Origin of the sequence: Prochlorococcus sp. MIT 1342, assembly GCF_047304495.1 — a bacterium.
Lineage (GTDB): Bacteria > Cyanobacteriota > Cyanobacteriia > PCC-6307 > Cyanobiaceae > Prochlorococcus > Prochlorococcus marinus_D.
This window is the reverse complement of record NZ_CP138957.1, coordinates 2085972-2108937: the sequence shown is the minus strand read 5'-3', so window position 1 is coordinate 2108937 and position 22966 is coordinate 2085972. Positions and strand designations below refer to the sequence as shown.

The window sequence follows — 22966 nt, the reverse complement described above, 5'->3', positions numbered from 1 at the left end:
GCTATCGCCGGTGCTGAAGCACACGCCGGCAAACGAATACTTTACCGGATACCTGTTTCAATCCTCAGGAAGGAACTGAAATGGTTCGGAGGCCTGAGCACCGGGTATCACGCGCACGGCGCGGGCACCGCTGAAACGCTCTTCCAGCAATTCCGTGGCCAACGGGTTCTCAACCCGACGACGCAGTACGCGCCGTAAAGGGCGAGCGCCATATTCCGGTTCATAACCTTGCAAAGCCAAAGCCTCAACCGCGTCTGCCTCCACACGCAATTCAAGACCTTGCTCAGCAAGCAGGCTGGAGAGATCGGCCAATTGCAGCTGCACAATTCGCTGAAGGTCATCAGCCTTGAGCGGCCGAAAACGGATCACTTCATCGATGCGATTCAAAAATTCAGGCCGAAATTGCTTATTGAGGGCCTGATCCACCTTTTGAGTCAGGCTCTGATCAAGACAATCCCCATCTGTCCCCTCCTGCTGCGCCAAGCGAGACGCATCAAGGATGGCGCGACTAGCCAAGTTGCTAGTCATCACAACCACGGTGTGACGGAAGTCCACGGTGCGGCCCTGCGAGTCAGTGAGACGGCCATCGTCCAAAACCTGCAGGAGCACATTGAACACATCAGGATGAGCCTTCTCAATTTCATCCAGGAGCAACACCGCATAAGGACGGCGACACACCGCTTCGGTGAGCTGTCCACCCTCCTCATAGCCGACATAGCCGGGAGGAGCCCCCAAAAGGCGCGCCACGGCATTGCGTTCCATGAATTCACTCATATCGAGTCGCACCAGCGCCTCTTCCTCATCGAACAAGGAGGCCGCAAGCGCTTTTGCCAGTTCTGTCTTGCCCACGCCAGTGGGTCCTAGAAACAAAAACGAACCAACAGGACGGCGCGGATCCTTCATGCCCGCTCGAGCTCGACGAATCGCTGCCGCCACCGCCTGAACCGCTTCGGGCTGACCAATCACCCGCTCGCCTAAATGGGCTTCAAGATCTAGCAACTTTTGCCGTTCAGCCGCCAGCAACCGCTGAACAGGAATCCCAGTCCAGCGTGCAACGACATCGGCAATGTCTTCAGCCTCCACTTGCTCTCGCAGGAGCGCCGAACCAGATGCCTGGGCAAAAGCCAATGTTTCTTCAAGGTCGGCCCGCCGTTGCTGAACCCTATGCAATTGGTCGTATTGAAGACGTGCAGCCGCCTCTAGATCACCGAGTCGCTCTGCTTCAGCAATGGCATTGCGGAGATCCTCGTCTTGTTGCAACAAATCTCGCAGCTCGGCCAGATGATCCCGTTCGATCTGCCAGCGCTCTTGTAAATCTGTGAGCTGAGATGCCGCAGCAATCCGAGCAGCCTGCAACTGCACCCGTTCAACCTCTGGAGCCTGCTCAGCCGCCAGCAAAGCAAGCTCGACACGACGCAGCTCCGCCTCCGCCTCTTCAACCACCTGAGGCTTCGAGGTGACATCCATCTTGAGCTGGGCTGCAGCCTCATCGATGAGATCGATGGCCTTATCAGGTAAGCAGCGGTCACTGATGTAGCGATCAGCCAAGCGATTTGCAGCAGTCACCGCACCATCGGTGATCGTGACGCCGTGGTGAAGTTCGTAGCGCTCTTTCAGGCCTCGCAAGATTTCAACGCTCAATTCAAGACTCGGCTCCTTGATTAAAACCTGCTGAAAACGCCGATTGAGTGCCTGATCCTTCTCCACTGTGCGGCGATAATTCTCAGGGGTCGTGGCCCCAATGCAGCGGAGGTCTCCCCTTGCTAAAGCGGGCTTGAGCAAACTTCCAGCATCCGCACTGGAACGATCGCTGCTCACCACCGTGTGCAGTTCATCGATGAACAACACCACACCTGCATCTGGATCGCTCACCTCTTTCAACACAGACCGAAGCCGTTCCTCAAATTGACCACGAAACTTGGCACCAGCGATCAGTGCACCAAGATCAAGGGAGACCAAGCGCAAACCCTTCAGGGAATCGGGAACCTCCCCAGCCACAATGCGTTGAGCCAACAGCTCGGCGATGGCCGTTTTACCAACGCCAGGAGCTCCAATTAACACCGGATTGTTCTTGCTGCGACGCGATAAAACCTTGATCAAACGGCGAATCTCTGGATCTCTACCGATCACAGGATCTAGCTGTCCTGCCTGAGCTGCAGCGGTAAGGTCACGACCATAGGCCTCAAGAGCCTGAGGTTCTTGCTGGAGTTGTAATGGAGTTGGCTCCCCAGTAGCGACGGCAGGTTCTTGGATAATCGGCGGGGTAGGAGAGGAGACAGGTCTCGTTTGTGAGGCCACCGATGCAGGTGGCGCAGAATCGGGCGCAGGAGGAGAAGTCTGCGTTGATGTACGCAACTGGCGCCTGCCTTTGGGCAAGCGTCTCAACTCCGCTTCCAAGCGTTCACTGGGCATTCCTAGCTCTTCAAATAGCTCGGCTCCAATGCGCGGATCGCGCCCCAACGCAATCAGCAAATGAGACACGTCAATCAGCCGAGATCCCCAGCGAACTCTGGAACGGTCTGCTTCTTCAAGGAGGTCTTCAAGGTCATCGCCGATGAACAACTCATCACCTCGAGCCATAGGCTGCTCGGCCAAAAAACCTTCCAAGCGATCCAGCAGCGCAGTTGAATCAATGGGCAGAGCCAACACCCAATCGCTGTAACGCCGATCACTGAAAAGCACCTGGATCAAGTGCTCCACATCCAGCTGACCATGTCGCCAACGGCGGGCGACATCCTGACCGACAAGCAACAAATCCCAAGTGTCATCACTGAATCGATCAGGATCACTTGTGAGACTTCCCTGGGCGGAAGCCGCTTGACTGGTCTCAGGATGCATAGGGTTCAGCTCGCGGCCTCACGAGAGGCCAGTTGAATCAGCTCCACCTTGTAGCCATCGGGATCTTCCACAAAGGCAATCACGGTGCTGCCATGTTGCATAGGCCCGGGTTCTCGCACCACACGCCCGCCTCGCTTTGAGATGGCCAAGCAGGTGGATTGAATATCCTCCACGCCCAAGGCGATATGGCCATAGCCCTCTCCCAACTCGTAGTGATCTTGGTCCCAGTTGTGTGTGAGCTCCAGCACAGTGGTGTCACTCTCCTTGCCATAACCGACAAACGCCAAGGTGAAGCGACCTGAGGGGTAGTCCTTTCGCCGCAACAGATGCATGCCTAGAACCTCGGTGTAGAAGCGCAGAGAACGATCCAAATCCCCGACCCTCAGCATCGTGTGCAACATCCGCATCTCGAGCGATCCTGACCTTTAAGACTCAGTTCATTCTGCGTCGTTCTACGACTGACAACAGCCTCAGCATCAGTAAAAGGGCTAGGCGGTACACAGTCCGAGGGATGGCAAACCATAGGATCCACGCAACTTCAATTCGTCACAGGTGATCGATTCCCTCGACTTCGTCATTGACACCATCGTGGCCAGAGAGGTTCTCGACTCTCGCGGCAACCCCACAGTTGAAGCAGAAGTGTTGCTCGAAGCAGGTGCCATCGGTCGGGCCATCGTGCCCAGCGGAGCAAGCACCGGTGCCCATGAAGCGCATGAATTAAGAGATGGCGACAGCCGCTACCTGGGCAAAGGGGTGACTAAGGCTGTGAACCATATCGAGGATCGGATTGCCCCAGCGCTCTGTGGGATCTCTTCCCTAGATCAGGCCAGTGTTGATGGCACCATGCAAGAGCTTGATGGCAGCGACAACAAATCAAGCCTGGGCGCAAACGCGATCCTGGCCGTGAGCATGGCCACTGCCCGCGCGGCCGCCAATGGCTTGGGTTTGCCCCTCTACCGCTACCTGGGTGGCCCCATGGCCTCATTGCTGCCCGTACCGCTGATGAATGTGATCAACGGTGGTGCGCATGCTGCTAACAATCTCGATTTTCAGGAATTCATGCTGGTGCCCCATGGAGCAAGCAGCTTCCGAGAATCGCTGCGCATGGGCGCAGAAGTATTCCATACACTCAAGGGCCTGCTCAGTGCTCAGGGGCTCTCAACGGCAGTTGGAGATGAAGGCGGCTTTGCACCCAATCTGGCCAACAATGATGCAGCAGGAGATCTGCTCATTCAAGCAATCGAAAAAGCAGGCTATTCGCCAGGTAAGGATATTTCCTTGGCACTAGATGTAGCCAGCACAGAGTTCTATCAAGACGGCTGCTATGCCTTCGGGGGTGGTCGTTACACCAGTACCGAAATGGTCAATGAGCTCGAAAAACTTGTTGATCGCTACCCAATTATTTCGATCGAAGATGGACTAGCAGAAGATGATTGGCAAGGTTGGGCTCTACTCACAAAAAAATTGGGGAAGCGTATCCAACTGATAGGTGACGATATTTTTGTAACTAGTACTAAGCGCTTACAGCAGGGAATTGATCAAAACGTAGCCAATTCCATCCTAATTAAAGTGAATCAGATCGGTTCGCTAACGGAAACGCTTCAGGCCATTGATCTTGCTGGGCGCTCTGGTTACACCAGCGTGATCAGCCACCGCAGCGGCGAAACGGAAGACACCACAATTGCAGATCTTGCCGTTGCCACCCGTGCTGGGCAGATCAAAACGGGCTCCCTAAGTCGCAGTGAACGGGTAGCGAAATACAACCAACTGCTGCGAATCGAAGACGAACTCGGTAGCCAAGCGGTCTATGCCGGTGCCACAGGACAAGGGCCACGGGGGCGAAGCTAAGCAAAGGCCTCAAAGGGGCTGGACGGGGATCACTTTGGAAGACTTTCAGCGACTCTGACTCGACACATGATCCATGCGCGACTCACGTCCCAGCTTGATCTGCAATTTGAACCAACCGAAGCCCACCGGGAGAGCCGCGACCAACGGCAAGACAGCCCAAATTGGCCGACTACTTGCCCCCAAAAGAGCAGCTGCAATGCCTAGAGAGCCCAATAACACCGATTGACCAAGGGCCTTCTGAACGCTGATCATGCGCCGCAACTGTCGATCGGATTCACCCATCCGGATCTGCAATTGCAGATCTCCTTGTTCCAGTCGTTCAAGGCTTTCGTCCAGACGCCTTGGCAAGGCTGCCGCCCGGCTGCCAATAGCACCGACCTGACGTCCGAGCTCATTGAGCAAATCGTTTGGACCAGAACCGCTTGAAGTCATCAGTGGCAGTAAATATGGCTTGGCTATAGCCATCAAACTAAAGCCTGAGTCGAGGCTTCGCCCCACACCTTCAAAGGTGGAGAGAGCACGCATCACAAAAATCAGCTCAACTGGCAGCCGAAAGGGTTGGCCATAAACCAACTCGTACAGATCACCGGAAAGTTTCTCGATCACATTGGCGCTGAAGGGGGGCGTCAAAGCGTCTTGAAACATCACTCGCACCAACCGCCGCACAGGCCCAACGTCGATGCCATAAGCAATCAAACCCGCAGCCTGCAACTCCTCAACCAGGGCTGCCGCATCTCTAGCCGCCGCCGCACGAATCATCGAACCGAGCCGACGTCGTAAAGAATCGGAGAGCAGCCCCATCATGCCGAAGTCGTAGTAAATGAGAGCTCCATCAGGGGCCACGGCAAGGTTGCCTGGATGGGGATCGGCATGAAAAAAACCGAATCGCACGAGCTGCTGCAGATAACTGGCGGCTCCAAGCTCCGCTACGGCCGAGGGATCAATGCCGGCCTTCAATAAAGCCTCAAGATCATTCACCTTGATGCCTGGCAAATAATCGAGACAAAGAACACGCCGGGTGCTGAGCTCCCAGACCACTGCAGGCACGCGAATACGAGAATCATCAAGAAATTGTTGACGAAACCGAGCTGCGTACTGAGCCTCTACACGAAAGTCGAGCTCCCTTAACAAGACCCGACGGCATTCCTGAGCAATCCCCACCCAGTCGCGTCCACGTCCCCATTTGGGGTGACGTTGCAGTACAGCAGCGACCTGCTGCATGATTTGCAAATCCAGGCGAAACAATCGCTCCAGGCGAGGCCGTTGAATCTTCAGGACAACTTGCCGACCGCTGCGCAGACTGGCGCGATGAACCTGAGCTAGGGAGGCGGCTGCAAGGGGCTGATCATCAAGATCAATGATCTCTGCACAGCGGTCCCCCAATTCCTGCTCCAGCAGAATTTGAGCTTGCTCAAAACTAAATGCAGGGACCTTGTCCTGAAGATCAGCCAGTTCAGATACCCATTGAACTGGCAAAACATCAGGACGTGCCGAGAGCAACTGGCCAAGCTTGATAAAAGCGGAACCAAGTTGGAGCAATTCTGTAGTGAGCCAACGAGCTCGAACCGTTTGGCGGGCCTGCCGCCGCTCACTGGTACAACCACCTGGATAAGTCCATTCACGGGCATCCCACCAAACAAAGATGATTAACGTCAAAACTGCACGCCAAATACGCAGCGCACGCAGCCCACGCCGAATCGCTACCAGCAGGGACGGACACGCCATTACTGGTTGATCTCAACTTGGCGATTGAGGTCTGCCACCTTTGCCCTAAGACGATCGATCTGATCCTGAGCCTGTTCTTGATTAGAAACTGGCGATGAGGTTGCCTTTGTCTCACTGACCTCGTCAGATTCCTGCTCCAGACGATCGGCCTCTGCAATCACCTCTTGCTGAAAAAGATCCCATTCCTTGCTAATGCGCTCTGGAGCATCCTTCGCCAGCACGGCCAAGCCAGCAGCAGCGTCAGCAAGCCCATGACCCAATCGTGCGGCTAAGCGGTTCAAGGTCGCTCTGAGTAGGGAATCAGGAGAACTCATGACCACAGCACGGATGTCTGAAACTGTGGCAGATCCAACTCGCAATCAAAGCACTGAAGGAGCGTTGGGAGGCCTTGTCAAAGTATGAGGTGGGTCGCTTGGAAATGGGGTGATTACTTTCAAGGGCTTTTAGGGATAGTTCCTCCTAAGAAAGTCTGATACTGGCGAGTGCGGCCGTTGAGGGGAGTCTCCCCTGCGAAGGAAATCTGATGCTGGTGTGTTGGAAGGCTTTGGTTTTGGTGCTACTGGCTGAGGCGGCGTTGGCCTGCCAAAAGAGTTTGATTCTGGTGTGCTGGAAGGCTTGGGTTTTGGCGCTACTGGTTGAGCAGGTCTTGTTCCCTGAGGGTTGATTGGAGCAGCCAGTTCTGGAGCAGCTAGAGCGGGGTTTGCAGAGTTAGCTTCTGTGGCTTGGCGAATCGCTTGAAGTTCCTGTTCACGACGAAGAGCAGCCGCCGCAGCCAACTTCTCTGCTTGCTGCTTTGCCTGCTTCTCAGCCTGCTCTTTGGCCTTACGTTTGGCTGAAATTTTGGCCTCCTTGGCAGCGACATCCGCCTGTAGATCTGCACTGCTGCCACCATGCCGACGACGCAGTCCTTCTAGGCGCTCTCCTGGAAATGGAAAAGGAGTTGGTCCAAAAGACTGTTGCTGAGGCTGCTGCGTGTTGCCACGCAGAATCATGATCCTCTGGGTCATGCCATAGCCCAGAGCAAAACACCCACCCACCAACAAAGGTCCAAGCCAAAAGCGTGGGCGCTTGCGGTTCTTCTGCTCAGTTGGTGATGGTTTGTCCACGTGATCAAGCATATCCAGTCGTCTTGATCAGCTTTAAAGTTCAAACAAGGGCAAAACAATCCCTGATGCCAATCAGTGCTAACTCGATCAAGACTGATCAATCATCCGTATTTAGATGGGTCAAAGTAGATGCAAGCACAAAAGATTGAAACTAGAAGCTTTGAAGAATTTATAGACGTAGAGCAGGATGATCTAAGTGTTGCTAAAAGCTTCCAACTGCTGGCTTCCCACTAATTGCGATCCTAGGTTTATAGACAGAAAGGCAAACTGGCTCCCGATCCCAACCATTCATGACATGGCCTTGTCGATAGCCTGAGATAGAAAGTAAGCAAACAGAAGCCTGATAGGTGTGTAAAACACGACTAACTAGTTTGGATGCCTGCATCACCATTCGCTTCAGCAAGCACACTCAAATTCTTTGTTCAAAAAAGAAATGAGCCATTTCATGGCTGCCAAGTCAATGAACTGGAAAATCCGTTGCTGCATGGCAAGAGACTATGAGATAGAGATTACTGGAGCTTCGGGGAGCTCCAGTGTGCTTGAACCAAGTTCAGCAGACATTTCCCTTGAAATGTAGATCAATGTCCATTAGTCGTACAAACACTGTTGACAATATGGCCAATCCAGGCGCATTGACGAATGGATAAGTAAATGAACTCGTGATGATCATGGATGCTCCTCTCAATCACTCTGAAAACATTGCGCCCGCTGGTATTGACGAAAGCAGCATTCAAGAGAGATTTAAGTTGGCTTTATTAACATATAATTTCCACTTTATAGGATTACCTTTGCGTTGATGCATGCACTTATACAATAAGAATATTGCGAAACGAATTGCTTTCATCTGCTTCGCGGCATAATAGAAAAACTGAAAGCAAGGAACGGGCATCTAGCCATAGTTGTCAATCATGATTGGCGTTATCGCTTTTGCAAGGGTTCATAAAGGAAAAACTTTTGATGATAGAAAAGCTTCTAACAATTCAATCCTAAGCAAAAAGTTGATAGCCAAAAGAAGAAGTTGGAAACATGAAGCCTGGTGGCTTCTTAGATAAGCAGAAAACAAACAACTGCAACACTACTCAATCAGCTCAGGAAGTTTTCCGGCCTTGCGCGCAGCTGTACAGGTCACTGAATTGATATTAGTATATTCTGGGGGGGCAAGATATCGAGATGTAATGGCACAAAGTTTCCAACCAGTGTAAGGTTTTCGTTCCCCCGTAAGGTCTTCTGAAAAACCATTCGCTTGACACCAAGTTGATGTAGGGAATTGATAAGCACCAACTTTATCTTCACACGCAACATTAGCTTGACGGAAAAAATAAGTATTTCCATTGTCACTATTGATTTTGATGCCGAAGTCTTGTTGTGATTGAGCCTGAGCACTAGTTGGACCAGAGAATAGAAATGAAAGCAGTGTTGTCATTAAAATCGGGAGCCTTGATAATGTTCTCAACTGTCTAGCACTTGATTGATTGTATAATAACAGTCTCTAACGCGAAAAGGTAAGCTTTTAATTTAATTGGCTCTATTCTTAAATATCATTCTGGTGATGATCAATTGAATCATCATCTATGGGCTAGCTTGAAAAATAAGTCGATAGACTTTGCGATTATTTATATGTGATATTTGAAAGTTGTCAGTCGAGCCAATGCGTCTTTTATAGATGAGCTGGCTTCTCCCCTCAAGCAAGAAAGATTAGAGACAGTTTTCTTGATAGAAGATAATTTGCGAACTTACGATCTTTTCTATAAAGAAATAGGTCGTTGTGAATTCAATCAATATGTTGCCAATAGCAGCATACTTTGAATCCGAGGCTATAGGAATAATGCCCAACACTTCTTATAGAAATATAAGCAGTAGTGTGCTTTTAATCATCTAAAAAAGGCAAAAAGCTTCACTTGCAAAAAAAGGGAAGGCATTTCCCTGGAGCGTAAGGTCACTTATGACACACTTTGAGGCAGTGGGATAAGTGATCCGCTGAAATGACCTTTGCAGTAAAAGCTAGGTAAGGGAGCTCTATCTTTAATGCCCAATCAATTATGCGGACCAGTAGGCGCTTTAACAGCTAGAGATTGGAAAGGACAAAGTCTTGAAATTTATCTCTCAATGAATCAAACTCTTTGCGAGTTTGATCATTGATTAGGCCCACATGCCCATTTTCTATGGCAGTGTGGGTTTCATTCAATGCTTTTAGCATGTAATAAATTTCTGATTGGGATTCAAAAGTAAATTTCATGGTAAAAGATATTAATATTATTAAAGTATCGCCGAGAAGTGGGACGGGGCAATCTGTATAAACACTCATAAATTTAAATAGTGCACATGTCTATAGAGGGAATTGGCAGGTTGTAAATGTAAATGTAAAGGGAAAATGAAAATGGTTAGGGAGGTAAAGGGAAGGATCAAGAAACTGTCTCGCGCAAAAGATTACAGGCTAAGCTTTACTGGGCAAGCCGAATGAGTATTAACCTTATTCAAGGTGGCTTTACCTAAAAGGTAATATGATTACCAGTTTAAAATTGAAATGATCGAAAACAAGCCTCTACCATACTGTTGAGAATCAAGATATAGACTCAGGCCTTGACTTAGTTCTATAATAGTGATTATATGCTGCTAAGCCTATATGGGCCATCCTATCGCGTTGATCATTGCCATTGCCCTGTTGTGCACTCTTTGGCGACTGTTATATTTCTCAGATGTTGCCAGAAACTAGAGCTAAGAAAAAGAGATCTAGGCATCATAAAGTCAACCCAAAAAATAGTTGTTATTTCTAATACTTAGCAGACCGGCATGGTTTTCATTCATTAAAAGAGATTAATATTTTACGGCCACACAGTAGACATCTTGTGCCGGTTCAATCGAGTTTCAAATCGTCTTAAAGATACGGTTTATTCTCCTGATGAAGTTCTCTGACTATGAAGAAGCACTTTTTATGATTTGCAGGAGAGTATTAATCTTGCTGGGTCCCTTTGCTCACTTAAATCAACAAAGGGATCATTAGCCAAAGAATATCTTAGCGTTGATACTCGCAGTAAATTTTGTTGTCCATTGGGGAAACGCTCTGTATGAGACCTTCTAGAGTGATGAATTCTGCAAAGAATAAGCTCTGCAAAATTATGCTGTATCAGATTAAGCAGCCAAGAGCAAATCACCCTTAAAGGATATACAAAGACTATCGTTGCAATACCTAGAACAAGATGCCGATGAAATAACATGTGGGCATGATATCTTGATGGTAGTGGATTTGCACTATCTATCTATACGCATCCGCAAATGCTTTAAGAGTGCAATAGGTTGAGAAGAAGGAATTACTCTTGATTATCCATCGTGAAGATGTAGTACAAAAACCATCCTACACCAACTAGCAATAGAATGATTGCGCCAATTATGTCCCAAGGAATGGAATCCATAATCTACTTTTCAATCCTCACAGTAATAGCTTAATAGCATCTATAGTAGCTTAAGCACAAGCTCAAATCGAACAATGAAAAGGTACGCCTGCAAGGTTTGCACCTATGTCTATGACCCAAGGGTTGGTGACCCGAAAAATGGGATCCCACCTGGCACGAGTTTTGCTGATTTGCCCAGAGATTGGAAATGTCCACAATGTAAAGTAGGAAAAGGAAAATTCAAAGCATGTAATTGATTCTGCGATCTCAAATTAACCATGCTTTGACTTCAAAAGTAGATGCTGGGATGAAACCACCAAAGCCTTGAATCTGCTAACAAGACTCAAATAGATCTTAAACTAAGAAACCTGGCAATTCTCAATAGCCAAGAGGCCTATCAATATAGATGATGATTATTAGGATTTATTGGCTTGTCGGCATCAACTCTTAGAAGATGTGACTTAGGGCTGAGTTCTCTGCCAGTGCTTGGAAGCAGATCAAAAAAACGGAATTAATTTTGCCCGCAAGCCTTAAGAGCAGCTTGCCAGCCTACATAATTGAATATGAAACATCCAAGACTTGTTGATGAGAGATGTGTTGCAGAAAACCTTCATTTGCTTGCAGGCCTATCTTCTTGTAATTCATTGCTATCCTTGTGCTTGCTGTATTTAATAAAATCATTGCCTTAGAATTTATCAGGCTAAGTATTGCTTGAGGCATTTAGAATGTATTTTGCTCAGGATCTATTATGTGCGCCACTGTCTCATTCGGCTAGGCAGCTTTAGACATAAGGATATTAAACTATGAAGCAATTGAGGTGATTGCTCGATCGAGTCTATGGATGAGTACCTTTAGGTGATAGCCACACGCTGAGATTAAATCTTGCATAGCATCTTCTTAATGGGCATGTAGAAATATGAGGAAGAAAAAGAATGCGGTAAGTTTTCTTATTCGTATTCTCACCGCTTTTTAAACACTGATTTTGAATCTCTAATTAGGGCACTATCTATCACATGGCTTGATCAAGCCAATAAGTCGATAAAGCAAAAACTTGATTGATTTTTATCTCCTCTTGACTAGCCAATATAATGGTATTGATGGTCAATGAAGCCCGATGCTTAATCTGTTCAGTGATTCTCCACTTTTAGCCTCTTGTCAGGCGTCATTGGTGCTCATTTTTGGAGTTATTATGCTACTTAATGCACGTCGCAGCCGTCCTAACCTTAAATGGCATCCAGAATATCGTCAGTTATTAACCAAAGCATATGACAACTCACCCTATGCAAAAGAAAATAAACTATAAAACTCAAACTTAGCCTACGTCATTGATAGATGTGGATCATGTCATGTTTATTCGACTTCTGCATGCCTTGTAGGCAACATAGAAAATTTAGATGAAAAAATATTCTTCTAAATGAAATAGAATTGCAGACTCTTTTTCAGGCGCACATCAATTGCTAAGACCCGTTAGGTTTATCTCTACAAATTCATTATACATTCGAGCCTTTTTTACTGCAGCGATCAGTTCGATTTCAGATCGTCACCCAAGCGACTAATTGGATTGTCATCGTTCAGGTTTGGCGCTGGATAGAGGGTGGTGCAATTGAACGCAAAATCACCACCAGCTTTCTGAACAATGTCTGCAATCTGGAGGAAGATCTCCTGTTGAATATCTAGCCAGTCTTTCCAAACAGTTGTTTTAGTAAAGCAATACACCATCATGTTGATCGAGGAGCTATCCCATTCGTTGAAATTCACTAAGATGCTCTGTTTTTGATCTATCTCTGGATGGTTTACTAGCAGACTTCTAACACGATTGGTAATTGTCTCGATACGGGGCAGATCTTCGTAGCGAAGACTAATGCTGGCCTTGATTCTTCTGTTATACATTCGTCCAGGATTCTCGATCGGAGTAGTCGCAAAGATCGAATTTGGGATATAGAGTGGTCGACGATCAAAGGTGCGAATGCGGGTGTGATACCAGCCAATTTTCTCAACTGTTCCATCATCAAAGCTTGAGACGCTAATCCAGTCACCTTCTGAGAATGGACGAGTGAAAAAGAGCATGAACCCTGAAAGGAAATTCTGAGAAATCTGCTGTGTCCCAAAGCCGAGGCCAATGCCTGCTCCACCAAGCAAAGCGCCTACTGCTGCGGTAGACACTCCAAAAGTCACCATCAGGGCCGCGATAGTTAAAACAATGACTCCAATGGTGAAAACTCGATCCAATAAGGCGGTCAACATCGCCTCATCTCTGGGATCTTCTACCTTCAGCCAGCGTTGAATTCGATTCGATTGCAGGAGCAGTGCCCGGCCGAGATTGATCGTGGCCCAGCCGAGAGCGATCACCACCAGAGCAGTTGAGACTGCTGAACTTTTAATAGGCAACAAGGCCTTAGCTTGCAGTTCCAAGAGGTGTAAAAGCCAACCCAAGTAAAGAGCTGAACTAAATCCAAGCAATAAGGGCCTTCGGATGGATCTCGCTACCAGAGGGCCAATTCGCCTTCCGTACTTATCCAGAAGAACGAGTATCAACCAAAGAACAGCTAAGAAGACAGTCCCGACCAGGATCCCTTCTTGACTCTGAAAAAAATCGATCTTGTTGAGCAGCTCTTGTTGCGTATCGGGCATGCGGCTTGATCTGGTTTGAGCAAATCTTACTGAGGAAAGTTGAATCAGGGTAGAGATAAAACTGCCTTTATCAAAGCAGACACAATTAATCAAGAGCAAAATTAGCCTCTCTCAAGAAAGTGGTCTGATTCAGAAGTGGTCTGATCAAGAAGTGGTGTGTCTACCAGTTGATTTACAAGAAATAGATGCACTGTCTCTCAGTGAATCAGACGATGCCATCTTCCAGACCATTGCAAACATCTAGAGCCAGACAAGCTAGATCAATGAGAGCAAGCAGGCTAAAAATCACTGGTGGCAATGCTGGTTCCAGTCTGAAGTTGACCGTGTCGCTGATGCCGATCTCTTTAGTTGTGCCAAAAAATTTATTGATTCTTGCTCATCTGCTGAAGATGATCAGATTGCTTTTGGTTATGGAGTCAGCATTTCTTTCAGCAAGTTTACGATGCTCTTTTGATTAGAGCTGATCGCTTTCCCCAAAAATGACTTGATTTAGAGAAGGATCAGTTTCTTGTCTGAGATGACTGAGTGCACCCTTAATCAATCCAAAAAAATCTCATTGGCACCCAGACGATCACCTGTTGATGCAAATGGCTCAATCCTAGTTGGATCACTAGTAACCAAGAATGAGCCAGTCAGGTTAAGTCTGAGATTAGGTCCCATCATCGTAAGCCTGCTTAATTTAAGTCAAAGAAGCCTTGTCGGTACAAGCAAGACAAGCAAATCTACTCATGAAGGTCTAAGCTATGGATTCGCTAATGCGAAGTCAGCAAACTTCTTGCGTAATGTCTGAAAACCTTTGAGCGACTTCCTGTCCATTTCAAGCAATCCATTCTCAACACACCATTGAGTCTGGTTTAAGGCCTTCAACATGTAATAAATCTCCGTCTGAGATTCAAAGGTGAACTTGACGGCCATAGGAGATTGCTCTTTTGTGGTATCTAGCTTAATAGGAATAAAAGCAAAACGAGCGCGTCAAGGATTTTCACCCGATCCCAAGTAGTGGTGAAGGTGCGATTTGGTTGCTACTTTTAATGAAAGCAATCTGATTTTAGTCAGCGTTATTTGAGGCCTACCCTTGAAAGCAGGTTGATGTAGATCTGTGAAATAATGTTGTAGCTATCCAGCCTTTCCTAATTGCTTGTTGCCTAGATTAATATTTGCCTATTTCACTGCTTAAGCTTTAAGTAGCCCAAATGAATCTCCTCTTCAGTTTACATGTAAATGAGAGTTAGCTTCTATGGGGGAAATATAAATAATTCCCTATGCGATTTGGCTTTAATCCTGCCTCTAGGGATTCTCTTTAAGGAGTTTCATGAGAATCTTTTGCTGCATCTTGTCCGCACGTAGAATATCTCTTTCTTGCTCTGCTAATGCTAATTCTTTCTGAAGATGATCAATGCGCAGATCAAGCTCTTTCTCACTGCTACTCATGTTGGCTTCCGATCCATTAGGGGCAGACTTAAGGCCTTCGCAGCTTAAATTCTATCCCTTCTTTAGGGCTTCCCATCAGAAATATTATAAATATCTAAATTGAAGCAGGCCTCTTGGATAGAATCGAAAGAATCAAAGCTTGAATCACAGTTGACTGATATTTGTCTTGAATTTGTTGATGACCTTAGGATCAACACGCCACTCCGGAGAGAGTCCGTTGAGCTCGTAGATTTCGCCAGTGCTTGCGTTGCCCACAAAAATGGTGTTGCCAGTGTCAGCGTCTGACATCCACCGGCAAAGCATAGGAATCGTTGGTTAACCGCCAACAATCATTGAGCAAGCCTGCCGAAAGCAGGAGGATCTGGATTGAGCCTCTGCAGATATGGTTAATACAATGACAGAGCATAGGGCTGTGAGTATTTGTTTCACTTGACCATAGAATGATTTATAATAATATATACATTCACGCAATGTCGACAAGGAAGAATGGATTTTGTTGATGCAACATGACGCAGATTCTCCTGTTTTGACCTTGACATTCGATTAAAATAGTTCTGTCATTTGTACTAAGACGATCCCAGACCTTTCACTTCCTACTATCCTGGCAATTGCAGCACTGGTAGCTCTTATCCCTATTGCATTTGGTGGCTTTCTTGCGGTCAAGCGTCGCACAATCACGAGTTAAATCATTTGCTTTACCTTGTAGGTGTCGTTTTAATACCAACCTCCAAAAAGCTCTGGGATTATTACGACACTTGCTACTTTTATTCAATCAATTCGATCCTTGATGACCTCCTAAGTAACCTGAGTGAAGCGAGAGTCCTCAGCTGTGATCTTGATGACTGATCACTGCTGAGGCACTAAAGTGATCAAATCACCTGTATACAGTCAAAATGATTTGATTACTTTCAAAACGATAATTCTTAAACCAATTTCTTCCGTCATGCGCGATCAGCAGTCAATAGAACTGTGTTATCTGCTAATAAAGAGGTGATTAGCCCGGTTAAAGGTTTTGAACGATTGATCGCAGGGTATGGTATGCCTGCCATATTTCTTGATTTGGGTAACGGTAACCTTCGTCCACAGGTTTGGCTTATCTTGGTTATCGGAGCCTCTATAGGTAGCCAATACTGCTCTTGCCCCTACATCTGAACACATTTCAACTCTTACCCCGGGCTATGTTCGGAGCAGTGGTGTCGCTCTGCTGTGCCGGCTTGACGCTTCCCGTAAGGGCTGAAACTGGTTGTGCAGCCTTTGAGGCTATTGGATGGAATGAAAATTTAGCCTCTGGTGCAAAGTCAGGTTTGATCACGGGTGGCAGTTGGAGATGTTCAAATACTTATGCTGCTGGGGCTGGCTTTGTATCTGATGAGTATGCAGTTACTGTACATACTTGTTTTGATGAAATATTTTGCAGTGATAGAGGCTTTGAAGTAGGAGCAATATATGTTCAGGTCAATAAGGATGGAATGAAAGGAAATTTCAGGGCTAGGGGACAGGTGCTCAAGACAGATCGTAAGAGCATGAAGGTGAAGCAGGTGGATTCGGATGTCGCATACAGCTGGACTGATGGTGAATACAATGAATTCAATACTGCATCACTGTTGATAGATCGCTAGCATTAGAGAAGTTTGTCTTTGCTAGGATGAAAATCAAGCAACGACTACAAAGAAAATACCTACACCTAATCGATGGCCTAAGGTCTTTGGCCAAATTTATCTATGCCCGACTAATGCAAGTATTGAAGGGATTGACTCTTTCGCCTTCCAGGCCTATCTCCTGGGGGTTGATTTTTTTAGTGTCTATATCGTTGTAAGTTGTATTGCCATAATTGCGTTAATGCTCGAATTAGCATCAATTCTGTTGCCTTTTACTGGTCCAGGAGTTGAGGTTATCATCGAACTGATTTTTTGCACACTTGTGACTTTTCTATTAAAGTCCAGATTTTATAAAAAATAAGCTTGTCTCGATAGAGATATTATAAAGGAAGAGCTTAAATGCAGAAAATTGTAGTTATTTTCCTCAGTCCAGGTCTTCTTCATCAAGGAATCGATTGGCCACAAGGGCGTCGACTACTGCGAGCAAGGCGCCGCAACCCCAGATCAAACGCCAGACCTGTTCTTCGGCAAATAAAGAGAGGCTGAGGAAGACCAACGCCAGCACCACATCGAGAAGAAGTGCACGGCGTATCAGTCTCGGGGGTAGTGAAGGCTTTCGTTTCAATGAAGTGATTAGCAAGACGATAAGCTAGCCCTAGAACGCTGCAGACCATTGACAAAATTCATAAAGAAAAAGAATTTTGAGTTATTTAAAGTTTGGCTATGAGTAACACTAAAGACTTTTTGCTGCCCGCGATTTGGCAGTCAGGGGTATATACCTTAGGCTTGTAAGGGTTGATATTCATGGACTATACTTTCATGGCTATGAGAATAACTCCTATGGCGTCAATATTTTCTCCATTCCCTGCAAGTGATGCAATTAATAACACCAAAGAGCAACGAAGAATGGGCATGCTGCCAAGATTTTGCGGCGATGGATGTATGGTTAAGCAGTCTTTAATTTCAGTAGGCTAATTTCTATTTAGTCATGTTTACTTTGGTTTCGCCTGCGATAAAACCGCTGTCGCGATTTTGCTTTTGCTGGCCCTTTGACCAATCCATAGACAACAAAGCTTGTTAATAGAGCTGCGAGTGCTCCTACCAAGCTTGATCCCAGTAAAAGGCGAGTGCTGAAGGCCCAGCCTTGGGCCCACATGTCTTGGCCATTGAGTTGAGTGAGGTCAAAGGCATTTTGCCCTTGGCCAAGTAGGGAACAGCCAACTTGATAGTTGAACCAATAGAGCGGCAAATAGGTGATCGGGTTACTGATCCAGGTGCCTATGGCAGCAAGTACATGGTTGCCGCGCACCACACTGGCCAAGGCGATGCCGAGCAGTGTCTGTAAACCGAAGAAAGGGAAGCAGCCACTGAACACTCCTGCTGCGATCCCTCGCGCCCGTTGCCCTGGCGTTCCTTCTTGCTGCCAGAGCCAAACAAGCCAGCGGCGCAGTCGCCTGCTGATGCCCTGGAGGGTTTGCTGGATCATGGCCAGACCGAAGCAATGGTGCTGCAGGGTGGCTTTGATCGTAGGAAGGGCTGAAGGTGCCAGTGATGATGTCTTCTCCTATCCCCCATCAACAAACGATTGCCGCAGTGGCAACGGCGGTCGCACCAGGGCAAGGGGGTATTGCTGTGGTGCGGCTTTCTGGGCCAGCGGCTGAGGTTGTTGGGCGATCTGTGGTGTCGATCCCGGGGCAACAACTTTGGGTTAGTCATCGTGTGTTGTATGGCCATGTGATGGATGAGAGCGGCAAGGAACGGATCGATGAAGTTCTTGTGTTGCTGATGAAGGGGCCACGCAGTTTCACTGGCGAGGATGTTGTGGAGATCCACTGTCATGGTGGATTGATGGCTGTTCAGCGGGTGCTTGAGCGTGTGTTGGCTCAGCCGCATGTGAGCCGGGCATTGCCTGGAGAGTTCAGCCAGCGGGCGGTGCTCAACGGCCGGCTTGACCTCACCCAGGCTGAGGCGATCAGTGAACTTGTGGCGGCGCGTAGTCGTCGAGCAGCCCAGTTGGCGATGACGGGAGTCGATGGAGGCATTCAGCGCCGCATCACCTCCCTGCGGGAAAGGTTGTTGGATCAGCTCAGTGAGCTGGAGGCCAGGGTTGATTTTGAGGAGGATCTTCCCCCGCTCGATGGTGCTGAGCTGTTGATTGAGTTGCAGTGCGTGCGGCGAGAGCTCGAACAGCTTGTTGAAGATGCCAAGCGTGGTGATGTGCTGCGCCAGGGGCTACAGGTGGCTCTGGTTGGCCGCCCCAATGTTGGTAAGAGCTCCCTGTTGAATCGCCTCAGCCGCCGGGAACGGGCGATCGTGACAGATCTTCCTGGTACGACCAGGGATGTCTTGGAGAGCGAGATTGTGCTGGAGGGTGTGCCGATCACCTTGGTTGACACCGCAGGCATTCGCGCCACCAAAGATGCGCTGGAGCAACTTGGGATAGATCGTAGTCATCAGGCTCTCGCTGCAGCTGATGTGGCGGTGTTGGTGTTTGATCTCAGCCTGGGATGGACACACGATGATGCGGCGTTGCTCGCTCAGATCCCAGATGATCTGCCAACGCTTCTTGTGGGTAATAAAGCTGATCTTCAGCCTGCCTCGATGGCTGCTTCGCTGATGGTTGATTCGCTGAGCAATGAGGTTGATGCCAAGACCCCGGATGTGATGTTGAGCGCACTCACTGGGCAAGGAGAAGAGGCCTTGATTGAGGCTGTTTTGAAGACTTGTGGGGCCAGCGAAGCGCAAGGGTTGGTGGTTGCTCTCAATCAACGTCAGCGTGACTTAGCCCTCGCCGCGGCTATGGCCTTGGACCGTAGTCAGGAAGCTGCAGAGCACAAGTTGCCCTGGGATTTCTGGACCATTGATCTGCGGCAAGCGATCAGCAGTTTGGGGGAAATTACTGGCGAGGAGATCACAGAAGCTGTGCTTGATCGAATCTTTTCGCGTTTTTGTATTGGCAAGTAGGGCAGTCATGCGGATGAAATGTGAGGCGATATTTTATTGTTTATTCTGCGGAGGTGATTATGTTTGTACTTAGGCAAGTTGAAAATTTTAACTTCAACACGTTTTAAGCGAAGTGCAGTACTTTTGCTGGCTGCTTTTGCCTGCGCTTTATTGGCCATATTGCCTTTCTCAAGGCATGGCCTAATTGTAAGGGATCATAACATAGATGATGATCCAATTCGTCTTCAGTTGGAGTGGTCTCACCAGGCGCAATTTGCTGGAATATATGTAGCAGAAGAATTAGGATTCTTCAAAGACAATGATATCAATGTGACAATCAAGCCTGGCGGCCCAGGTATAAATCCCCTTTCTAGCTTATTGGATAAACAAAGTGATGTTGCCTATGGATGGCTATCGCATGCATTGGAAATGAGGAGAAATGGTGCTGAGATTGTGAATATTGCTCAGATATTAAAAAAGCCAGGCACAATGTTGGTTTGTCGTGAGGATTCTGGAGTTGGAAGCGTCAGTGATATTGCTGGAAAAAAAATTGGAACATGGTTTCTAGGAGATCAATTTGATGTGGGCTACTGGCTCAGTAGTAATGGTTTAGACCTTTCTGATATTCAATTAGTTGATCAACGACCAAATGCAGAGGATTTGCTGGCTGGAAACGTCGATTGCGCTACAGCTATGACATATAACGAGTTTTTGACCATCTTAAGATCAAAACATGGCCAGAAGGATTTCTTTGCTCTTCGCTTTGGGAGCAGTCGTGCAGATGGTTTTTTGGAGGATGGATTGTATGTACGTGCGAATGACCTGAAGGATCCCGTGAAGTGTAAGAAATTTGCATTGCTCCTTGCCTCAATGCAGAAAGGTTGGTCTTATGCAGAGCATTTCCCAAATGAGGCAGTCGCAATAACAAGACGATATATGGGTTCAAGTGATACTATTCATCAAAGGCAGATGTTGACAGAGGTACTTAAGCTAATTGAGACAGACCATAGTTTTGGCATGTTAAGCCTTAGTGAGTTCGATAAAAGTATTCATATTGTTGGTAATGGTATTGGAGACATTAATGGTATTACAAATTCAGGCAAAGGAGCTTGGACCTTTAAGGTATGGCTTAATTCACGGATATCTCAAGGGAAATTCGGACCGCTAGGTCCTGCTAGTAGACATCGTTTTAATGAAATCGTTAAATCACGTGCATTTGTCTGTCTTGATTTTATCGGAACAGCATCATTTGCTCTCTCTGGCTTATTACAAGCATTTAAACGTCGTTATGACATATGGGGTTGTTTCATTCTTTGCTTTCTTCCTGCTGTTGGCGGGGGGACATTACGAGATTTGTTGATTGGTGGAATGCGATCACCTCCGTTCATCTTTAAAGATGGTTCTTACATACTAATAGTATTTTTTGTTATGCTGATTGGGGTTTTGTGCTTTTCTCTTGCTGGAAACAAGCTTGCAACGCAATCACCATTATTTAGAAATATCCTGAATGTATTTGACTCGATAGGCTTGGCAACCTTTACTATTATTGGATGCGGTGTCGCTATTCAGGCAGGCTTGGAGTGGTGGTGGATGGCAATTTGTGCTGCCTTGACATGTGCAGGAGGTGGCACTCTTCTTGATATTGTCACAGGCAAAGAGCCGCGAACATTTAAAGGTGAAGTTTATGAGGAAATAGCAGTAGTTGGAGCAATTGTAATGTTCATGGGATTGCGATTATCTGACTTACATGAAACCAGTTATTTAATGGTTCCATCCACACTTGTGATGACATGGTTATTCGTTTTTATTGGCAGGCTACTCTTGATTAGATTTAAGGTTAACTCTATACAGCCAAGGATCTTTATTTAAAGCTAAGTCTTTTTAATCAATTATCAGTTGTGGTGGACCTGGTCGCTCCTTCTCTTAATCGCCTATTTGATGCTTTGCTGGATGAGGGTTTGTGGCGGAGTGACTTCACAGTTGTTGCCTTGCAGGGCAGTTGTGCCTAGGCCCATTGGCTTGCCAAGCGGAGAGCCTTGTCGACCATTGGTGGAGGGGCTGTAGATTCCGATTCTAATTGATGCTTCCTTCCTCTCCCTATACGTTGATTGGTTTGGTAGAGATTTATGTGGTAACGATATTGTCAAGTAGGCGTTTTGGTTGTCGATTTCTTGAATGATGTCAGGGAATCTTTTGACTAGCCTTTTCTTTGCATCAAGGTTTTGTTTGCTGGCTGTCAATCTCAATGGTCAGACGCGATCATGGATTAATTCCATTCTGTTGGCCGCTCTTGGCTATTTGTATTGCCCATGGCATCGCCGGCACCTTCGCTGACCTTGACTCCAGAACTGCGCAGCAGGCTTGAGAGCTGGTTGTCAGAAGATCTTGGTCGTGGTGATCTCACCGCTCCTGCTTTGCGTGGTTGTCATGGTCGTGCGTGTTGGCGAGCGAAAGCCGATGGTCTGTTTTGTGGTGGAGTGTTCGTTGAGCCATTCCTGCATGCGCTTGATCCAAAGGCCAGGGTGCAGCTTCTCGTCAGTGAAGGGGCTTCAGTTTCAGTTGGCCAAGACTTACTGCGGCTTGTGGGGCAGGCCTCAGCGTTGGCGGCTGTTGAGCGCACAGCACTGAATTTGGCGATGCGATTGTCTGGCGTGGCAACCGCAACTGCCGCGCTCGTGGATCAGTTGCGTGGGTCGTCTGTGCGCTTGGCTGACACCCGTAAGACCACTCCTGGGCTACGCGTGTTGGAGAAGTATGCCGTTCGCTGTGGCGGGGGAGTCAATCACCGTTGTGGTTTGGATGATGCCGCCATGCTCAAGGAGAACCATTTGGCTTGGGCTGGCGGCATGGCTGCAGCTGTCGCCGCTGTTCGTACAAACGCACCATGGCCAGCTCAAGTGATCGTTGAAGCTGAAACTGCCGAACAGGCTGATGAGGCGATTCGGGCTGGAGCCAATGGTGTGCTGTTGGATGAATTTTCCCCTGCTCAGTTGCAAGACTTGGTGCCTCGTTTGCGTTTATTGGCAGAGCAGAGAGCCGAAGGGGCTGTGGTTTTGGAGGCGTCTGGTGTGGACCCTGGCCAGTTGCATGCCTACGCGGCAACGGGGATTGATTTGATCTCGACGAGTTCTCCGGTGACACGCAGTTCCTGGCTTGATATCAGCATGCGGTTTGAACCAACGAAGCCTGCTTAATTGTTATTGAGGTTGTTCGGCTTTAAGCCAACCTTCATGCCAATCAAACGACTGCTTCAAGTGCAGCGCAGCGTGATATGAAAACTGCAGCCAGATGGTAGTAAGCGTTTTGCTCGAGCCATGAGCTGATGGCATCAGTACACAATCATCAGCAAGGGAAAACAAGTGAATAAACGAGAATCTGAGAGCGGATCAGGAGAACGAAATGATCAGTGCACTGCATCTAGCTATCCAGCTTTTATTGAGCCGCCTATTTAGTCGAG

Annotated in this window: 17 protein-coding genes; 6 read left to right on the top strand and 11 right to left on the bottom strand. The window is 47.7% G+C overall.

Features of this window, described 5'->3' with window-relative positions:
- Positions 1 to 57: 57 nt before the first annotated feature.
- Positions 58 to 2838 (bottom strand): ATP-dependent Clp protease ATP-binding subunit, encoded by a 2781-nt coding sequence (locus tag SIB79_RS10850; protein WP_063404638.1) that lies wholly within the window; start codon positions 2836 to 2838, stop codon positions 58 to 60.
- A gap of 5 nt (positions 2839 to 2843) precedes the next feature.
- Positions 2844 to 3245, bottom strand: a complete 402-nt coding sequence (gene gloA / locus SIB79_RS10845) for a lactoylglutathione lyase (RefSeq protein WP_011131448.1) — start codon at positions 3243 to 3245, stop codon at positions 2844 to 2846.
- Positions 3246 to 3390: 145 nt separating this feature from the next.
- Between gloA and eno the strand changes: the two genes are divergently transcribed.
- Positions 3391 to 4686, top strand: coding sequence for a phosphopyruvate hydratase (eno, locus tag SIB79_RS10840; protein WP_063404640.1), 1296 nt, complete (start codon positions 3391 to 3393; stop codon positions 4684 to 4686).
- Positions 4687 to 4731: 45 nt separating this feature from the next.
- Here the strand turns inward: eno and SIB79_RS10835 are convergent, their stop codons facing one another.
- The 4 genes from SIB79_RS10835 to SIB79_RS10820 form a co-directional block, all read right to left on the bottom strand.
- Complete coding sequence (locus SIB79_RS10835) at positions 4732 to 6411, bottom strand: ABC1 kinase family protein (RefSeq protein WP_063404642.1); 1680 nt, start codon at positions 6409 to 6411, stop codon at positions 4732 to 4734.
- The gene (locus tag SIB79_RS10830) at positions 6411 to 6725 is read right to left on the bottom strand and encodes a hypothetical protein (protein ID WP_063404644.1); all 315 of its coding nucleotides are present in this window, start codon (positions 6723 to 6725) and stop codon (positions 6411 to 6413) included. Before SIB79_RS10830 ends, SIB79_RS10835 begins: the two co-directional genes overlap by 1 nt.
- Positions 6726 to 6854: 129 nt before the next feature.
- Positions 6855 to 7517: a hypothetical protein gene (locus SIB79_RS10825; protein ID WP_236072700.1), complete on the bottom strand. Its 663-nt coding sequence runs from the start codon at positions 7515 to 7517 to the stop codon at positions 6855 to 6857.
- 1075 nt (positions 7518 to 8592) lie between these two features.
- Positions 8593 to 8940: a hypothetical protein gene (locus SIB79_RS10820; RefSeq protein ID WP_236072702.1), complete on the bottom strand. Its 348-nt coding sequence runs from the start codon at positions 8938 to 8940 to the stop codon at positions 8593 to 8595.
- A 2061-nt stretch (positions 8941 to 11001) separates the two neighbouring features.
- Between SIB79_RS10820 and SIB79_RS10815 the strand changes: the two genes are divergently transcribed.
- The gene (locus SIB79_RS10815; protein WP_074161356.1) at positions 11002 to 11163 is read left to right on the top strand and encodes a rubredoxin; all 162 of its coding nucleotides are present in this window, start codon (positions 11002 to 11004) and stop codon (positions 11161 to 11163) included.
- Positions 11164 to 12427: 1264 nt separating this feature from the next.
- Here SIB79_RS10815 and SIB79_RS10810 read toward each other — a convergent pair.
- The 3 genes from SIB79_RS10810 to SIB79_RS10800 all read right to left on the bottom strand — a co-directional run bounded on the left by SIB79_RS10810 (position 12428) and on the right by SIB79_RS10800 (position 15256).
- The gene (locus SIB79_RS10810; RefSeq protein WP_063405366.1) at positions 12428 to 13537 is read right to left on the bottom strand and encodes a mechanosensitive ion channel family protein; all 1110 of its coding nucleotides are present in this window, start codon (positions 13535 to 13537) and stop codon (positions 12428 to 12430) included.
- Between the two features lie 1287 nt (positions 13538 to 14824).
- Positions 14825 to 14968: a hypothetical protein gene (locus SIB79_RS10805; protein WP_155724697.1), complete on the bottom strand. Its 144-nt coding sequence runs from the start codon at positions 14966 to 14968 to the stop codon at positions 14825 to 14827.
- Between the two features lie 144 nt (positions 14969 to 15112).
- Positions 15113 to 15256 (bottom strand): hypothetical protein, encoded by a 144-nt coding sequence (locus tag SIB79_RS10800; RefSeq protein WP_155724698.1) that lies wholly within the window; start codon positions 15254 to 15256, stop codon positions 15113 to 15115.
- Between the two features lie 926 nt (positions 15257 to 16182).
- Here SIB79_RS10800 and SIB79_RS10795 point away from each other — a divergent pair.
- Positions 16183 to 16587 (top strand): Paralytic/GBP/PSP peptide, encoded by a 405-nt coding sequence (locus SIB79_RS10795; protein WP_236072703.1) that lies wholly within the window; start codon positions 16183 to 16185, stop codon positions 16585 to 16587.
- 403 nt (positions 16588 to 16990) lie between these two features.
- On the opposite strand, the gene SIB79_RS10790 is transcribed toward SIB79_RS10795, so the two are convergent.
- Entirely contained in the window at positions 16991 to 17191 is a 201-nt protein-coding gene (locus SIB79_RS10790) for a hypothetical protein (RefSeq protein WP_063404657.1), read from the bottom strand.
- A 357-nt stretch (positions 17192 to 17548) separates the two neighbouring features.
- The gene (locus SIB79_RS10785) at positions 17549 to 18052 is read right to left on the bottom strand and encodes a DUF2062 domain-containing protein (RefSeq protein WP_063404659.1); all 504 of its coding nucleotides are present in this window, start codon (positions 18050 to 18052) and stop codon (positions 17549 to 17551) included.
- Positions 18053 to 18117: 65 nt separating this feature from the next.
- On the opposite strand from SIB79_RS10785, the gene mnmE reads away from it, so the two are divergent.
- The 3 genes from mnmE to nadC all read left to right on the top strand — a co-directional run bounded on the left by mnmE (position 18118) and on the right by nadC (position 22703).
- Entirely contained in the window at positions 18118 to 19530 is a 1413-nt protein-coding gene (gene mnmE / locus SIB79_RS10780; protein ID WP_155724699.1) for a tRNA uridine-5-carboxymethylaminomethyl(34) synthesis GTPase MnmE, read from the top strand.
- A 123-nt stretch (positions 19531 to 19653) separates the two neighbouring features.
- A complete protein-coding gene (locus tag SIB79_RS10775) occupies positions 19654 to 21378 on the top strand; it encodes a TRIC cation channel family protein (RefSeq protein WP_063404662.1) in 1725 nt (574 codons plus the stop codon).
- A 440-nt stretch (positions 21379 to 21818) separates the two neighbouring features.
- A complete protein-coding gene (nadC, locus tag SIB79_RS10770) occupies positions 21819 to 22703 on the top strand; it encodes a carboxylating nicotinate-nucleotide diphosphorylase (protein WP_063404666.1) in 885 nt (294 codons plus the stop codon).
- Positions 22704 to 22966: the final 263 nt, after the last annotated feature.

What these genes read in the sequence shown, in the direction of transcription:
- SIB79_RS10850 (WP_063404638.1), bottom strand. Translation starts at nt 2,838, where the DNA reads ATGCATCCTGAGACCAGTCAAGCGGCTTCCGCCCAGGGAAGTCTCACA.
- gloA (WP_011131448.1), bottom strand. Translation starts at nt 3,245, where the DNA reads ATGCGGATGTTGCACACGATGCTGAGGGTCGGGGATTTGGATCGTTCT.
- SIB79_RS10835 (WP_063404642.1), bottom strand. Translation starts at nt 6,411, where the DNA reads ATGGCGTGTCCGTCCCTGCTGGTAGCGATTCGGCGTGGGCTGCGTGCG.
- SIB79_RS10830 (WP_063404644.1), bottom strand. Translation starts at nt 6,725, where the DNA reads ATGAGTTCTCCTGATTCCCTACTCAGAGCGACCTTGAACCGCTTAGCC.
- SIB79_RS10820 (WP_236072702.1), bottom strand. Translation starts at nt 8,940, where the DNA reads ATGACAACACTGCTTTCATTTCTATTCTCTGGTCCAACTAGTGCTCAG.
- SIB79_RS10815 (WP_074161356.1), top strand. Translation starts at nt 11,002, where the DNA reads ATGAAAAGGTACGCCTGCAAGGTTTGCACCTATGTCTATGACCCAAGG.
- SIB79_RS10810 (WP_063405366.1), bottom strand. Translation starts at nt 13,537, where the DNA reads ATGCCCGATACGCAACAAGAGCTGCTCAACAAGATCGATTTTTTTCAG.
- SIB79_RS10805 (WP_155724697.1), bottom strand. Translation starts at nt 14,968, where the DNA reads ATGAGTAGCAGTGAGAAAGAGCTTGATCTGCGCATTGATCATCTTCAG.
- SIB79_RS10800 (WP_155724698.1), bottom strand. Translation starts at nt 15,256, where the DNA reads ATGTCAGACGCTGACACTGGCAACACCATTTTTGTGGGCAACGCAAGC.
- SIB79_RS10785 (WP_063404659.1), bottom strand. Translation starts at nt 18,052, where the DNA reads ATGATCCAGCAAACCCTCCAGGGCATCAGCAGGCGACTGCGCCGCTGG.
- mnmE (WP_155724699.1), top strand. Translation starts at nt 18,118, where the DNA reads ATGATGTCTTCTCCTATCCCCCATCAACAAACGATTGCCGCAGTGGCA.
- nadC (WP_063404666.1), top strand. Translation starts at nt 21,819, where the DNA reads ATGGCATCGCCGGCACCTTCGCTGACCTTGACTCCAGAACTGCGCAGC.